The following is a 14,101-nucleotide window of genomic DNA, read 5'->3' on the forward strand; positions in this document are numbered from 1 at the left end:
TTATTTACCAGATAAAGCTTGTGCTTTACCAATAAAGACATCAATATTAGTTGCTTCTGTTGAAGAAGGATAATTCTCTTTAATGTCATTAAAATTCGTTAATGCTTTATCAGCTTTCCCTAATTCTAAAGCGATAATACCTGCTTTATATAAATATAATGGTGTTGTAAATTCGTTGGTTCTTAATTTTGCAGCTTGCTCGTAATAATCTAAAGCATCTTCTGGTTGATTTAATTGCACAAATGCATCACCAATACTTCCTTTAGCCATTGGAGCTAAAACTTCATCATTACTAGAAAAATCTCCTAAATAAGTAACAGCGTTCTTGTAATCTTTAAGATTTAAATAAGCCATTCCTGCATAGTAGTTCGCTAGATTTCCTGCTTGAGATCCACTGTATTCTGAAGCTATATCTAACATACCTAATTTTCCTTCCCCACCATTAAGTGCTAAGGTATAAAGAGAATCTTTAGATGCACCAGTAACAGCTTCATTAAAATATTTCTTTGCTTGGAACATTTCGTTCATTGCCTCGCTTTGTTTTGGCTTTGCAACAAACTCGTTAAATCCTAGATACCCTAAAACGATTGCAGCTACAATACCAATAATAATAAAAATGTATTTTTGATTTGCTATAACCCAATCTTCCGTTTTAGAAGCAGATTCGTCTAATGTGTTAAAAACTTCAGCAGTTGTTGAGTTGTCAGCAATATCATGCTCTTTTTCCTCTTTTGTTGCTGGTTTATATCCTCTTTTCTTATAAGTTGCCATATATTCTAAATTAATGCGTGGCAAAAATATGATTTTTCTTCATATATAAAAGCCTATTTATTTGTTATTTTTCAATAATTTGCACAACCTTTTTTATTTAAAAACTCAAAAACAGAATTAAGCGGTATTTTTATGATTTTAAAATCACTTTCATTACTAAACTATAAAAATTTTGAAAGTCAGTCTTTTGCTTTTAATCACAAAATAAATTGTTTCGTTGGCAATAATGGTGTTGGGAAAACAAATGTGTTGGATGCTATCTATCATTTATCTTTCGGTAAAAGCTATTTTAACCCCATTGCTTCTCAAAATATAAGGCATGACGAAGCCTTCTTTGTAATTAATGGCGATTATGAAAAGGAGGGTAAAACCGAAAAGATAGTGGTAAGTCTTAAAAAAGGGCAGAAAAAAATTATAAAAAGGAATAGTAAAGCTTACGAAAGATTTAGCAACCATATTGGCTTTTTACCACTTGTTATTATTTCTCCAGCCGATAGGGATTTAATTACTGAAGGTAGTACAATGAGGCGAAAATTTATGGATAGTGTGATTTCGCAAAGCGATAAGCACTATTTAGACAATTTAATTAATTATAATAAAATTTTAGTTCAAAGAAATTCTTTATTAAAGTACTTTGCTTTAAATAACACCTTTAATGCAGATACTCTTGACGTATACAATAAGCAGCTTGACACCTATGGGAGTATTGTTTTTGAAAAAAGACAGGCCTTTTTAGAAACTTTTATTCCTATTTTTAAAGAACGTTACAAAACCATTAGTAATGGAAACGAAATGGTTAACTTAAGTTATAGCAGTCATTTATTAGACGACAAATTAGAAACTCTATTAAAGACTTCCTTAAATAAGGACAAGGCGTTACAATACACAAGCGTTGGCATACATAAAGACGATTTAATTTTTGAAATTGAAGGACATCCTATTAAAAAGTTTGGCAGTCAAGGGCAACAGAAATCTTATTTAATTGCTTTAAAATTGGCTCAATTCGATTTTATAAAAGCACAAAGTGGTGTGAATCCTATTTTGTTACTAGATGATATTTTTGATAAATTAGATGAGCAACGTGTGTCTCAAATTATTAAATTGGTAGACGATGAAAACTTTGGTCAATTATTTATTAGTGATACGCATGCAGATAGAACTGAAAATGCTGTAAAACAAGTACATCAATCTTATGAAATTTTTAAATTATGAAACAATTTATAACATTTACTATTATAGCTTTATGCTTTAATAGCTGTTCCAAAAATCCAGAAACATTTATAAATCATCTCGATGGTTATTGGGAAATTGAAGAAGTAACTTTAGCAGATGGCACCAAAAAAAGCTATACTTATAATGATACTGTTGATTACATTGAAGTCAATGATAGCTTGATTGGATTTCGAGTAAAATTGAAACCTATTTTCGATGGCTCTTTTGAAACCTCTAAAGATTCTGAACAATTTACTATTAAAATTGAAAACGATAGTTTGAATTTGTATTACAAAACACCTTTCGACAATTGGAAAGAAACCGTTTTGTTAGCAACAGAAGATCAACTTAAGGTAGTAAACAAAAATAAAGCTGTATTTTTATATAAGAAATTTATTCCTATAAACTTAGATTAATGGCCAAACGAAATAACGAACACATTAGCATTTCTGATGCATTAAAAGAATTTGTTGAAACCAACAAGTTAGAATATGGTTTAGATGTTGTAAACGTTCAAGACACATGGAGAGACATGATGGGAAATGGGGTAAATAATTACACAACAGATATTCAGTTAAAGAACAACACACTTTATGTTCAATTAAGCTCTAGCGTTCTAAGAGAAGAGCTTAGCTATGGAAAAGAGAAAATTATCTCTATGTTAAATGAATCTCTTGGAAAAGACGTAATCAAGAAGCTGGTATTACGTTAAATTATTAGCATAAAACAAGCCGTTAAATTCCTGGCACATTGTTTGCTTTATATATAATAATTAATTTAATATTATTTATTATGAGTAAAGGAACAGTAAAATTCTTCAACGATGCCAAAGGTTTTGGCTTCATCACAGAAGAAGGTTCAAACAGAGAGCATTTTGTACACATTTCAGGATTAATCGACGAAATTCGCGAAGGCGATGACGTTGAATTCGAATTGACAGAAGGTAAAAAAGGATTAAACGCCATAAACGTAAAAGTTATTTAATATATACACTTATCTTTTTAAAACAAAAAACCCACAACATGATGTTGTGGGTTTTTTAGTATATATAAGTTTTATTATTGCTTAATTAATTTCATTACTCGAGTAGCATTTTTAGCATGAACATTCATGAAATAAATTCCAGAAGTTACTTGTGTTATATCTATCGTATAAAGACTTTGACCATTTGAAAGGTCGATGGTATTAATTAACCTTCCGTTAATATCAAATATTTCAGCTTTAATTAAATCGATATTATTTAAGTTTTTAAGTGTAAATTCTCCATTTGATGGGTTTGGATACACTTTAATAGTATTCTGTAAACTTTCAAAATCTGCAATCGAAAGGCTCATATCGCAATTGTAGACTGTAATATCATCTATATACCATCCTTCTCTTCCATTACAGCCATCGGTTCCAACTTCAAATCTAAATTGAATGCTTGCATTGGCAGTTACTCCCAAAACAGATAAATCGATATAACTTCTTCCCCAACTTCCAGAGGTCGAACCACCATCAGAGCCCGTAAAAGCTTGCTCACCAGCTAAAGGGTTATCGTTTCCATTATTGTTAATTGTACCATTGTAAGCATTTGCAGTAAAAGCACTTCCAGGCAATATAGACCAAGCGTTGCCATTTAAACTATATTTTATATTTGCTCCATCCCAACTGTCTTCTGTGGATACGTAATGCATAAAAGTCATCTCAAAAGTTCCTGTTGGTTGATCTGGAATATTAATAATTGGACTTTCTAATCTTAGAATCCCATTCTGCAAAGATGATGTACAATTCCCATTAACTGGATCGATCCCAAAAATAGCTTGTCCGGTTCTACCATCAGGTAAATTAGATTCTATAACCCAATCTCTAGCTTCCCATGAGCTAGGGTTTGAAGCTACTTGAGACACGTTCCAACCACTCATTCCAGTTTCCCAATCTTCAAAAAATATAGGAACTGTTGCTGCAGCTTCACAAGGATCAGCAGTAGCCGTAAGAATAGGTACAAATCCACAATTATTATCAGTTCTTAATTCGATAGCAATTAAAGTATTCACTAATTGGTTGTAATCTGAAGCAGTAATTATTTCTCCAGAAAGACCAACTGGAGCAGCTGTACTTAAACCTTCTAAATTAACTCCTAACAAATCTGTACAAGCAGCATCTAAAGCATCTGCTAAAGAATAAAAATCACTTGTAGCAGTAAGGTATTGGCTTTGAGCTCTCCAAAAAATATGAGCAGCTTTAGTGAAACCAATGCCACTAATAGTTTGACCATTATAGGTTCCTCCATCTACTAAAAGTGCATAGGTATGATTAGGAATTCCAGAATTTGAGTGGACTCCTCCACCATCTCCTTCGCCACAATAATATTGACCATCTGTTAATTTCCCTGGATCTCCATTACATGGTGGATTCCACATATCTCTAATTGCACCACCAAAAGCAGAAGCATCCTCTCCCATTCTCCATCTATCCGAACTATTACAAGCCGTTCTTAAAGATTGATCGTCGTCTGCATCTTCATAATTATTCAACAAATCCACCGTTTCTCCCCATATATCTGAGAAAGCTTCGTTCATGGCTCCAGATTGGTAGGCATAAATAAGTCCACTTGTATATTCTGTATAGGCATGTCCCCATTCGTGAGCAATCACATCATCCGATGCTGTACCATTACAATAATTTGCTGTAACACCATTCCAGTTAGCATTAGGGCAAGAAATATTTGGATTATTATTAATCGTTCGCATTTGCGCATCTGCACCATTATAAGATACATAGCCAAACGCATTATTAAAAAAATTATACACATGTGCCGATGCCTCAACTTCATTTTGTTGCCAGATACTTAAAGTTCCTGGAAATGCATCTCCTTCTTGCCAAACAATGTTAGCCGTATTATTTTCGTAAACAATTCGATCTAAGGCATGAGCCATACCTGTAAATTGTTCCGTGATGTTTCCATTATGTGCATTTACATAAACATATTCTCTTACATCTGCATCATTTCTAACTTCAACTTCATACACCAAATATGTAGCTCCAAAAGAATTATTAATTAAACCTTTTTGAAATAAATATAAGTTAGTATCAAAAGCAAACAAAGCAACTCCAGAAAGATTAATATCTTGTTTATTTACTGTTTCAATAGCTATCTGCTTTGCTTCTAAAATAGAAATAGTAGGATTTGTATTATTTTTAATATTTGGTATATAATTACCATTAATAGCCGTTAGTTTATTTTCTGCATTAAAATGAAAACGTAGTTGTCCATCAAATACTGGAACATTATTTTTATGTTGTGTTAATACTAATTGTTTAAAACCATAAGTATCTGTTTTAACAGATCCAAACACAAAAGATTCTTCAACAGTTGCAAAAGGAAACAAATTTTTATTGGTTTCTAAAAACGATACTACTTTTTCCTGAAGGGTAACACCTTCTAGATGTAAAGGGTTTGAAGCTGGAAACTTTATAAATTCTGCAATACCGTTTTGGTTTACAGTTATTTTAGCATTGGTTTGAGATTGTAAATTCGTAATAGCATTTGTTGTGTTCTGTGAAAATATATAAGAGCTAAATATCACAAAAAGAAACAAAAGCATGGTAGCTTTTTTCATTAGTAAGTTTTTAAGGTTAGGCGAATTTATAATAAAAAAAATAAAAAAGCCTGAAAAATATTATTTTCAGGCTTGATCTAATTTATAAGGATTGTTTTATTAAAACATCTCTCTTCCAGAAAAATGAAAAGCACCTTCAATAGCAGCATTCTCATCGCTATCACTTCCGTGAACTGCATTTTCTCCAATAGAAGCAGCATATAATTTTCTAATTGTACCTTCTGCAGCATCAGCAGGATTTGTAGCACCAATTAAAGTTCTAAAATCTTCAACTGCATTCTCTTTTTCTAAAATAGCAGCTACAATAGGACCACGTGTCATATATTCTACTAATTCTCCAAAGAAAGGTCTTTCGTTATGAACTGCATAAAATGCTTGAGCATCTGCTGTAGTCATTTGTGTTAATTTCATTGCTACGATTCTAAAACCTGAAGCATTAATTTTCTCTAAAATTGCGCCAATGTGTCCTTTTTCAACCGAATCAGGCTTAAGCATTGTAAATGTTCTGTTAGTTGCCATTTATTTTTTTTTTAATTTCGTGCAAAAGTAAGGTATTTCATTATAAAAACCACAATTTCCAATATTAAAAAATTGTATCTTCGTTGCCTATGACAAAAGACGCTATTAAAAACATAAAACAACTGTTAGAAACACCTAAGCAGATAGTTATTGTTCCTCATAAAAATCCAGATGGAGACGCTATTGGTTCGACACTCGGGTTATACCATTACCTTTTAAAACACAACCATATAGCAACTGTTATTGCACCAAACGATTATCCTGATTTTTTAAAATGGATGCCCGAAGAATCAAAAGTTTTAAAATACGATTCTCAAAAAGAACAAAGCGATAATTTAATAAATAATGCTGATGTTATTTTTACATTAGATTTTAATGCCTTAAATAGAGCTGGAGACATGGAAGATGTTTTAGCGACAAGTAAAGCTGTAAAAATAATGATAGATCATCATCAACAACCAGATTCATATGCAACCTATATGTATTCGGATGTTAGCATGAGTTCGACTTGCGAAATGGTCTATCATTTCATAGACATGCTTGGTAACAAAGACCAAATAGATTCTGATATTTCTAGTTGTTTATATGCTGGAATTATGACAGATACTGGATCGTTTCGGTTTCCATCAACAACTAGTAAAACACATCTTGTAGTTGCAGATTTAATAGACAAAGGCGCAAATCATTCAGACATACACAATCATATTTTTGACACTAATAGTTACGAACGCATGCAACTTTTGGGTTGTGCACTTACCAATTTAAAAGTATTACCAGAGTATAGAACAGCCTACATAACATTATCTCAAGACGAACTCAATCAATTCAAATTTAAAAAAGGAGATACCGAAGGGTTTGTTAATTATGCGTTATCCTTAAACAACATTATTTTTGCTGCAATTTTTATTGAAGATTCACAAAATAACATCATTAAAATATCGTTACGTTCTAAAGGAAATTTTTCTGTTAACGAATTTTCTAGAGCTCATTTTGAAGGTGGAGGACACACAAATGCTGCTGGAGGAAAAAGTGATTTAGACTTAAAATTAACCATTGAAAATTTTATTAGTATATTACCAAGCTATAAAAATGCCCTAAACAATGCGTAGAATAATTACCATAATAATAGGCTCTCTGCTTCTAGTAGCTTGCAAATCGCCAGAAGCTAGAAGACCCATTTCTTCAAAATCTGGTTCTTTTATTGATGCTTCCGTTGCTAGAAACATTAAACTAAACGAGAAAGAGCAGTCTTTTATAAAAAAAATAATGAAAGAAAATCCGAATGAAAAATATTTAGCATCGGAAAATGGTTTTTGGTATTATTACAACACAAAACAAGCAGACAGTTTGATATCTCCAGATTTTGGCGATATTGTCAACTTTATTTACGATATAAAAACATTAAACGGACAAGTTATTTATACTAAAGACGACATAAAAACTCAAAATTATGTCATGGATAAACAAGAACTTTTTTCTGGATTAAGAGAAGGCTTAAAACTTATGAAAGCTGGAGAAACGGTCACTTTTATGTTTCCATCACAGAAAGCTTATGGATATTATGGAGACGAAAACAGAATTGGAACTAACGTTCCACTAATTTGCGAAGTCTCTATAAACTCAATTATAGATAATCAACAAGAACAATAAAACACTAATTTTAATTACAAATGAATATTTTAAAGCATACTATGAAAATTTTATTTCTTACCATTTTATTAAGCTTCACTTCTTGTGAACAGCAAAAATACCCTGATTTAGAAGACGGACTTTACGCTGAATTTGTTACCAACAAAGGCGTTATGGTTGCCAAATTAGATTACAAAAAAGTTCCAGTAACTGTCGCTAATTTTGTTGGTTTGGTAGAAGGAGTACATCCCAATCTTCCAGACTCTTTAAAAGGAAAAAAATATTACGATGGCACCTCTTTTCACAGAGTTATCGACAAATTCATGATTCAAGGTGGAGACCCAACAGGAACAGGTGCTGGAAGCCCAGGCTATAAGTTTTTAGACGAATTTCATCCAGATTTAAAACACGACAAACCAGGTATTTTATCTATGGCAAATTCTGGTCCAGCAACCAATGGAAGTCAGTTCTTTATTACAGAAGTTCCTACACCAAATTTAGATAACAGACATGCTGTTTTTGGAGAATTGGTTATTGGTTTAGATATACAAGACAGCATTTCTAACGTAGCTGTTAGTCCAGGAAACAACAAACCAGTTGAGCCTGTTATTATTGAGTCGATAAACATTATTAGAAAAGGAAAAGAAGCTGAAGCATTCGATGCAGCTAAAGTGTTTACGGAAGATTTACCTAAAATTGAAGAAAGACAGAAACAATTAAAAGAAGAAGAACAAGCTAAAATGAAAGAATCAGCAAAACAAGCTGGTCAAGAATTTTTAAAGAAAAATGAAGCCTTAAAAGGTACAGTTAAAGAATTACCTACAGGTCTAATTATGATTATTACTGAAGCTGAAAATGGTGTAAAACCAAATTCTGCTCAAAAAGTGCTTGTTAATTACGCTGGATACTTTGAAGATGGTCGTTTGTTTGATACCTCTTGGGCTGAAGTTGCAAAAGAAAACAACGCTTATAATGAACAACGAGACACACAAGGAGGTTATAAACCTTTCCCTATGATTTATAACGAAACAGCTCAATTAGTACCTGGCTTTAGAGAAGCAATGCTAAATATGAATGTAGGTGATAAAGCTCGTGTATTTATTCCTAGTTATTTAGGTTATGGAGCAAATGGTATGGGACCAATTCCACCAAATAGCAATTTAGTGTTCGATTTAGAAATCTCTGGAATAGCTGAATAATTTACTGATAGCATAAAAATAAAAAAGCAGCTCAAAGAGCTGCTTTTTTTTGTTTTACATAGTTACATGTAGTTTTTTAATCGTTTCCATAATTTAGAATTAAAATGGTATTTGATTCAGTATCAATTCCAATTATTGTAAAAAACCAAGAATAAATCCATTCGAATTCGTGCTTTTTATTTTGCTCAATTAAGTCGGAATCTAAAAAATAATAAACTCTTTTATTCAGATTAAAATCGTGAAATTCTGTCAAGAATTTGTTATGAAATATTTCTAAATCATAAGCTTCATAGTCATCTCCAGCTTTTCTCCAACTATCAATAATTAATTCAATTTTTGTAATATATTCTTTAAAATTATGTTTTTCAAAATCATTCGCTGTTATGGTAGGTTTAAGAATCGGACCATATGAATTAATTACTTTAGTTTTGTTTTTGGGGTATTTTAAATTCCAATTTTGAATTTTAGAGGTTCTGTTTTGCTCTCTTTTCTCTAGAAAGTATTTTTCATGCAGTAAGTCTAATTCAAATATGTCATTCAGTTCTATTTTATCAGCATCAATTTTGAATAAATTGCAGATGTAAAATGAACAAATTTCACTATCAGTTCTAACATATCTTAAATGTTCTACAGTTTTTTTCAAATTACATAAAACGATTTATAAAAAAAATTACTTCTTAGGAATCTGTTTCAAAATCTCTAAAACAAACTTCCAGTATTTTTGAGCTGATGATATTTGCGCTCTTTCGTCTGGCGAGTGTGCTCCTTTAATATTTGGACCAAAACTAATCATGTCCATGTCTGGATAATTCTGTCCAAGTATACCACATTCTAATCCAGCATGACAAGCAGCCACATGCGCTTTTTGTCCATTCATTTTTTCGTATAAGTTATCCAACACTTTTAAAATGGCAGAATCCATATTAGGTTTCCAACCAGGATAATCTCCAGAAAACTCCACTTCGCAACCTGTTAATTCAAACGTGGCACGTAGCATATTGGCTAGATCCCATTTCGAACTTTCTACAGAAGAACGCGTTAAACATCCTATTTTAATTTCACCTTCTTTAACTATGACTCTTGCAATATTATTAGATGTTTCTACCAAATCTGGAATATCTGCACTCATTCTATAAACCCCATTTAAAGCTGCATACAAAGCTCTGGTCAAACCTTCCTGAACACCTAAATCCATGATGTTTTTAGGAGTTTCAGTTTTAGAAACCACAATCTCTAAATCTGGTTCCTTAGTTTTTAATTCTGTTTTTATTTCGTTAACATAGTCTGTCATTTCAGACATAAAAACCTCTTCATGAATCGCATCAATGGCTACAATAGCTTTACTTTCTCTAGGAATAGCATTTCTTAAACTTCCACCATCTATTTCAGAAATACGTAAGCCAAAATTCTCGAAACCATCAAATAACAAACGATTCAAAACTTTATTAGCATTTCCTAAACCTTCGTGAATTTGCATTCCAGAATGCCCACCTTGTAGTCCTTTTACTGCAATTGTATATCCTGTTTTAAATTCAGGTGTTTCTTCTTCATTATAGGTTCTTGTAGCAGTTACATCGACGCCTCCTGCACAACCTACTCCAATCTCATCGTCTTCCTCAGTATCTAAATTCAAAAGAATACTTCCTTCAAGCAAACCACCTTTTAAACCCATGGCTCCTGTCATTCCAGTTTCTTCATCGATTGTAAAAAGTGCTTCAATAGCAGGATGAGGAATATCTGTACTTTCCAAAATAGCCATAATAGTTGCTACACCTAAACCGTTGTCTGCACCAAGAGTTGTGCCTTTAGCACGAACCCAATCGCCATCAACATACATCTCAATACCTTGAGTTGCAAAATCGAAATTGGTATCTGCATTTTTTTGGTGAACCATATCCAAATGCGACTGCATAACAATTGTTATACGATCTTCCATTCCTGAAGTTGCTGGTTTTCTAATAATCACATTACCAACCTCATCTTCAATGGTTTCAAGTTGTAGTTTTTTACCAAAATCTTTCATAAAAGCGATAACTTCCTCTTCCTTTTTTGAAGCTCTTGGTACAGCATTTAAATCGGCAAATTTATTCCAAAGTTGTTTTGGTTCTAGGTTTCTTATTTCTGAATTCATATCTGTATTTTAAAAGTTTTACAAAGGTACTTATATCTTATAGAGTATTAAAACATTTGACTATTTTTGAAAGATGTTGAAAAACCCAAAACCCTATATCGCCTTTTCAATACTTCCACTATTTCTGATGGTGAAACTTCTAAAACAGTTTCCAGAAGTTATTGAAACCTATTACAGTTTGGGGATATATCCTGTAGTTTCAAGTTTGTTTCGTTATACTTTGGGTTGGATTCCGTTTTCGTTTGGAGATTTATTTTACGGCTTTGCCATTATTTACATGTTAAGATGGTTGATATTAAATAGAAGACGCGTTTTAAAAGACACCAAACATTGGTTGATTGATGTATTTGCATTTATTTCAATTATATATTTTGCCTTTCATTTGTTTTGGGCCATGAATTACCACAGACTGCCTTTGCATGAAAGCTTAAATTTGGTAGCCGACTATTCAACAGAACAGCTAATTTCTGTAACTGAAAAATTAATAAACAAATCGAATGCACTTCATCTAAATTTAGCTAAAAACGATTCGACTAAAATAGAGTTACCTTATAGCAAAAACGAGATTTTGAATTTAGTTCCTGAAGGTTACCAAGCTTTAGAAAAACAATTTCCTCATTTAGAGTATCATCCAAAAAGCATTAAAAAATCTCTTTTCAGTTTGCCGTTAACATATATGGGATTTAGTGGCTATTTAAACCCGCTAACCAATGAAGCACAAATTAACAGCCTTATTGTTTCATATAGATTCCCTGTAGTTGCATCTCATGAAGTGGCGCATCAACTTGGTTATGCTAAAGAAAATGAAGCTAATTTTATTGGAGGTTTGGCTGCTATAAATCATGACGATATTTATTTTAATTATAGTGGATATACCTTCTTATTGAAACACTGTTTAATAGAAATTTACAAAAGGGACAACGACTTATATTTCGATATTTTAAAAACAGTAAACAAAGGTGTTCTAAAAAATTATCAAGAAGTACAAGATTTTTGGGACAGTTATCAAAATCCTGCAGAACCCTTATTTAAAAGCACATACAACAACTATCTAATTGCAAATAGCCAAAAAGATGGCATGGAAAGCTATAGTTATGTAGTAGCTTTAATTGTGAATTATTTTAATAATTAAATATTGAGTAATAAAAAGCGAACTCATAAAAAATTAGCTCGCTTTTTTTTTGTCTATTTATAAATTCTATTTTACAAATTCACCTGTTTCTGGTTTTTCAAAAACACCTAAATCTATTGTCTTCGTTGAAACTTGAACATCTATAAAATCTGTACTATTTTTAGCTTCAGTTGGCTTGTCGTCTTTAAAACCATAGCCTATAATTGTTTTAGGCAAAAGTAATCCATTAATTTCCTGCCAATCGCTGTATTTTCTAAAATGCAATTCTTTCTTGTCTATTCCAGGAACAAAAGAAACCGTATAACCTAACCACTCCATTTGGTAAGTTGTTGGATTGTAATACAACACATAACGATCTTCTGGTGTTTCACCTACTCCAGCATTATAAGTAATTTGTATTCCAGGATACGTTACTCCTTCAAAAACTAAAGGCTCTGCATCTGCATAATTAATACCATCGTCTGATAATACAAATGGCATTGCATAGAAATAAAACATGAGGTTGTAATAATATTTAGGATCATATCCCTTATAATCACCATCAGTTTTATTTAAAAACCAGGCCTGATTACCATCAAATCCTATATTTGCTTTTGGACTTTCAATTAATGCTTCTCTTGAGTTTAGGTTTGTTTTTGTAACTTCTTTACCATCTGGTTTCTCCATAGTAAATTCTAAAGAACTCATAGATTTCCATGCATCAATACCACCATGAGCATCAAAAACTTTTGTAAGATTTTCAGGGTAAACTAAATCAGGAGTTTCAACTTCAATTGTGGTAGTTTCTGCTCCCTCAACAGGATCTGGTTGGCTTGTATTTTGTTTACAGGCCGAAATACTAAATAAAATGGCTATCGCTAAAATGTGATTTTTCATCAATTAAATGGTTTTGGTTGTTTGTCGAATCGCAATAATAATCATTACAAAAAAAAACTCTAGATAAAAGAAGCTTTTATAACTTAAATTTAACGAATAAAGTACAGTTGTAATAAGTTCTTTAATAATTTTAAAGTCTGTTTGAAGCTGAACTATTTGTGATCATGTAAAAAATAAAATATTTGCATCATAAAAGTGTAACTTTACAACTTTAAACAAGCAATTTAATGACCTTTAAACAAATAACAAGCAGTCAAAACGCTTACATTAAAGAATTATATCAGCTTAAAGAAAAATCCAGAGAACGCAAAAAAACTGGACTATTTTTAATTGAAGGTGCAAGAGAAATTGGTCTAGCTATTAAAGGAGGCTATTCAATAAACTCTATTTTATTTTATCCCGATATATTTTCAGAAGAACAAGTAAACAGCTTAACAACAACACTGCCAAATACAATTAAAATATCTAAAGAAGTTTACCAAAAACTAGCTCATAGAGAAACAACTGAAGGTGTCATAGCTGTTGCCAAGACTAAAGAATTTTCAATTAAAAATTTAAGTTTTAAAAATGAAAATCCGTTAATTTTAGTTGCCGAAGCTCCTGAAAAACCTGGAAATATTGGCGCCATTTTACGTACTTCAGATGCTGCCAATGTGGATGCTGTAATTATTGCCAATCCAAAAACCGATTTATACAACCCGAATATTATTCGTTCTAGCGTAGGTTGTATTTTCACAAATCAGATAGCAACTGGAACGACTTCAGAAATTATTCAGTTTTTAAAAGAAAACAACATATCTATTTATTGCGCAGCCTTACAAGCAAGTGAAGATTATCATCTACAAGATTACACCAAACCAACGGCTTTGGTTGTTGGAACAGAAGCCACTGGACTTAGTGACGAATGGTTAGAAAATGCATCTCAAAACATCATTATTCCGATGCAAGGAGAAATCGACTCTATGAATGTCTCTGTTGCAGCCGGAATCCTTATTTTTGAAGCCAAAAGACAGCGAAATTTTATTTAAAA

General features: G+C 32.0%; 15 protein-coding genes. 9 read left to right on the top strand and 6 right to left on the bottom strand.

The window, feature by feature from the left end:
* Positions 1 to 771, bottom strand: coding sequence for a tol-pal system YbgF family protein (locus tag ACI5KZ_RS09320; protein ID WP_109308983.1), 771 nt, complete (start codon positions 769 to 771; stop codon positions 1 to 3).
* A 132-nt stretch (positions 772 to 903) separates the two neighbouring features.
* On the opposite strand from ACI5KZ_RS09320, the gene recF reads away from it, so the two are divergent.
* The 4 genes from recF to ACI5KZ_RS09340 all read left to right on the top strand — a co-directional run bounded on the left by recF (position 904) and on the right by ACI5KZ_RS09340 (position 2,967).
* Positions 904 to 1,983, top strand: coding sequence for a DNA replication/repair protein RecF (gene recF, locus ACI5KZ_RS09325; RefSeq protein WP_406847493.1), 1,080 nt, complete (start codon positions 904 to 906; stop codon positions 1,981 to 1,983).
* A complete protein-coding gene (locus ACI5KZ_RS09330; protein ID WP_109308985.1) occupies positions 1,980 to 2,399 on the top strand; it encodes a hypothetical protein in 420 nt (139 codons plus the stop codon). Before recF ends, ACI5KZ_RS09330 begins: the two co-directional genes overlap by 4 nt.
* The gene (locus ACI5KZ_RS09335) at positions 2,399 to 2,695 is read left to right on the top strand and encodes a DUF721 domain-containing protein (protein WP_109308986.1); all 297 of its coding nucleotides are present in this window, start codon (positions 2,399 to 2,401) and stop codon (positions 2,693 to 2,695) included. Before ACI5KZ_RS09330 ends, ACI5KZ_RS09335 begins: the two co-directional genes overlap by 1 nt.
* 80 nt (positions 2,696 to 2,775) lie before the next feature.
* Complete coding sequence (locus tag ACI5KZ_RS09340) at positions 2,776 to 2,967, top strand: cold-shock protein (RefSeq protein WP_109308987.1); 192 nt, start codon at positions 2,776 to 2,778, stop codon at positions 2,965 to 2,967.
* A 74-nt stretch (positions 2,968 to 3,041) separates the two neighbouring features.
* Here the strand turns inward: ACI5KZ_RS09340 and ACI5KZ_RS09345 are convergent, their stop codons facing one another.
* Both ACI5KZ_RS09345 and ACI5KZ_RS09350 read right to left on the bottom strand, forming a co-directional pair.
* On the bottom strand, positions 3,042 to 5,585 hold the full coding sequence (locus tag ACI5KZ_RS09345) for a M4 family metallopeptidase (protein ID WP_406847494.1): 2,544 nt from the start codon (positions 5,583 to 5,585) through the stop codon (positions 3,042 to 3,044).
* Positions 5,586 to 5,684: 99 nt separating this feature from the next.
* Entirely contained in the window at positions 5,685 to 6,104 is a 420-nt protein-coding gene (locus ACI5KZ_RS09350) for a nucleoside-diphosphate kinase (protein WP_109308988.1), read from the bottom strand.
* A gap of 89 nt (positions 6,105 to 6,193) precedes the next feature.
* Here ACI5KZ_RS09350 and ACI5KZ_RS09355 point away from each other — a divergent pair, with 89 nt between their 5' ends.
* The 3 genes from ACI5KZ_RS09355 to ACI5KZ_RS09365 are packed head-to-tail and all read left to right on the top strand — an operon-like array spanning position 6,194 to position 8,932.
* A complete protein-coding gene (locus ACI5KZ_RS09355; RefSeq protein WP_109308989.1) occupies positions 6,194 to 7,213 on the top strand; it encodes a bifunctional oligoribonuclease/PAP phosphatase NrnA in 1,020 nt (339 codons plus the stop codon).
* Positions 7,206 to 7,754, top strand: a complete 549-nt coding sequence (gene gldI / locus ACI5KZ_RS09360; protein WP_109308990.1) for a gliding motility-associated peptidyl-prolyl isomerase GldI — start codon at positions 7,206 to 7,208, stop codon at positions 7,752 to 7,754. The genes ACI5KZ_RS09355 and gldI overlap by 8 nt, the downstream gene beginning before the upstream one ends.
* A 41-nt stretch (positions 7,755 to 7,795) precedes the next feature.
* The gene (locus ACI5KZ_RS09365) at positions 7,796 to 8,932 is read left to right on the top strand and encodes a peptidylprolyl isomerase (protein ID WP_406847495.1); all 1,137 of its coding nucleotides are present in this window, start codon (positions 7,796 to 7,798) and stop codon (positions 8,930 to 8,932) included.
* A gap of 76 nt (positions 8,933 to 9,008) precedes the next feature.
* Here the strand turns inward: ACI5KZ_RS09365 and ACI5KZ_RS09370 are convergent, their stop codons facing one another.
* Together ACI5KZ_RS09370 and ACI5KZ_RS09375 are read right to left on the bottom strand one after the other, a co-directional pair.
* Positions 9,009 to 9,575, bottom strand: coding sequence for a hypothetical protein (locus tag ACI5KZ_RS09370; RefSeq protein ID WP_109308992.1), 567 nt, complete (start codon positions 9,573 to 9,575; stop codon positions 9,009 to 9,011).
* A gap of 27 nt (positions 9,576 to 9,602) precedes the next feature.
* Positions 9,603 to 11,063, bottom strand: coding sequence for an aminoacyl-histidine dipeptidase (locus tag ACI5KZ_RS09375; protein ID WP_406847496.1), 1,461 nt, complete (start codon positions 11,061 to 11,063; stop codon positions 9,603 to 9,605).
* A 127-nt stretch (positions 11,064 to 11,190) separates the two neighbouring features.
* Between ACI5KZ_RS09375 and ACI5KZ_RS09380 the strand changes: the two genes are divergently transcribed.
* A complete protein-coding gene (locus ACI5KZ_RS09380) occupies positions 11,191 to 12,195 on the top strand; it encodes a DUF3810 domain-containing protein (RefSeq protein ID WP_406847497.1) in 1,005 nt (334 codons plus the stop codon).
* A gap of 66 nt (positions 12,196 to 12,261) precedes the next feature.
* Here the strand turns inward: ACI5KZ_RS09380 and ACI5KZ_RS09385 are convergent, their stop codons facing one another.
* The gene (locus tag ACI5KZ_RS09385) at positions 12,262 to 13,071 is read right to left on the bottom strand and encodes a DUF6503 family protein (RefSeq protein WP_109308995.1); all 810 of its coding nucleotides are present in this window, start codon (positions 13,069 to 13,071) and stop codon (positions 12,262 to 12,264) included.
* Between the two features lie 227 nt (positions 13,072 to 13,298).
* Here ACI5KZ_RS09385 and ACI5KZ_RS09390 point away from each other — a divergent pair, with 227 nt between their 5' ends.
* Positions 13,299 to 14,099, top strand: a complete 801-nt coding sequence (locus ACI5KZ_RS09390) for a TrmH family RNA methyltransferase (protein ID WP_406847498.1) — start codon at positions 13,299 to 13,301, stop codon at positions 14,097 to 14,099.
* Positions 14,100 to 14,101: the final 2 nt, after the last annotated feature.

This window comes from Xanthomarina sp. GH4-25 (genome assembly GCF_045363175.1).
GTDB lineage: Bacteria > Bacteroidota > Bacteroidia > Flavobacteriales > Flavobacteriaceae > Xanthomarina.

Excerpts from the sequence above, each read along its gene's own strand:
- ACI5KZ_RS09330 (WP_109308985.1), top strand. The coding sequence starts at position 1,980 with ATGAAACAATTTATAACATTTACTATTATAGCTTTATGCTTTAATAGC.
- ACI5KZ_RS09365 (WP_406847495.1), top strand. The coding sequence starts at position 7,796 with ATGAAAATTTTATTTCTTACCATTTTATTAAGCTTCACTTCTTGTGAA.
- ACI5KZ_RS09345 (WP_406847494.1), bottom strand. The coding sequence starts at position 5,585 with ATGAAAAAAGCTACCATGCTTTTGTTTCTTTTTGTGATATTTAGCTCT.
- ACI5KZ_RS09355 (WP_109308989.1), top strand. The coding sequence starts at position 6,194 with ATGACAAAAGACGCTATTAAAAACATAAAACAACTGTTAGAAACACCT.
- ACI5KZ_RS09390 (WP_406847498.1), top strand. The coding sequence starts at position 13,299 with ATGACCTTTAAACAAATAACAAGCAGTCAAAACGCTTACATTAAAGAA.
- ACI5KZ_RS09335 (WP_109308986.1), top strand. The coding sequence starts at position 2,399 with ATGGCCAAACGAAATAACGAACACATTAGCATTTCTGATGCATTAAAA.
- recF (WP_406847493.1), top strand. The coding sequence starts at position 904 with ATGATTTTAAAATCACTTTCATTACTAAACTATAAAAATTTTGAAAGT.
- ACI5KZ_RS09340 (WP_109308987.1), top strand. The coding sequence starts at position 2,776 with ATGAGTAAAGGAACAGTAAAATTCTTCAACGATGCCAAAGGTTTTGGC.
- gldI (WP_109308990.1), top strand. The coding sequence starts at position 7,206 with ATGCGTAGAATAATTACCATAATAATAGGCTCTCTGCTTCTAGTAGCT.
- ACI5KZ_RS09320 (WP_109308983.1), bottom strand. The coding sequence starts at position 771 with ATGGCAACTTATAAGAAAAGAGGATATAAACCAGCAACAAAAGAGGAA.
- ACI5KZ_RS09380 (WP_406847497.1), top strand. The coding sequence starts at position 11,191 with ATGGTGAAACTTCTAAAACAGTTTCCAGAAGTTATTGAAACCTATTAC.
- ACI5KZ_RS09350 (WP_109308988.1), bottom strand. The coding sequence starts at position 6,104 with ATGGCAACTAACAGAACATTTACAATGCTTAAGCCTGATTCGGTTGAA.
- ACI5KZ_RS09385 (WP_109308995.1), bottom strand. The coding sequence starts at position 13,071 with ATGAAAAATCACATTTTAGCGATAGCCATTTTATTTAGTATTTCGGCC.
- ACI5KZ_RS09375 (WP_406847496.1), bottom strand. The coding sequence starts at position 11,063 with ATGAATTCAGAAATAAGAAACCTAGAACCAAAACAACTTTGGAATAAA.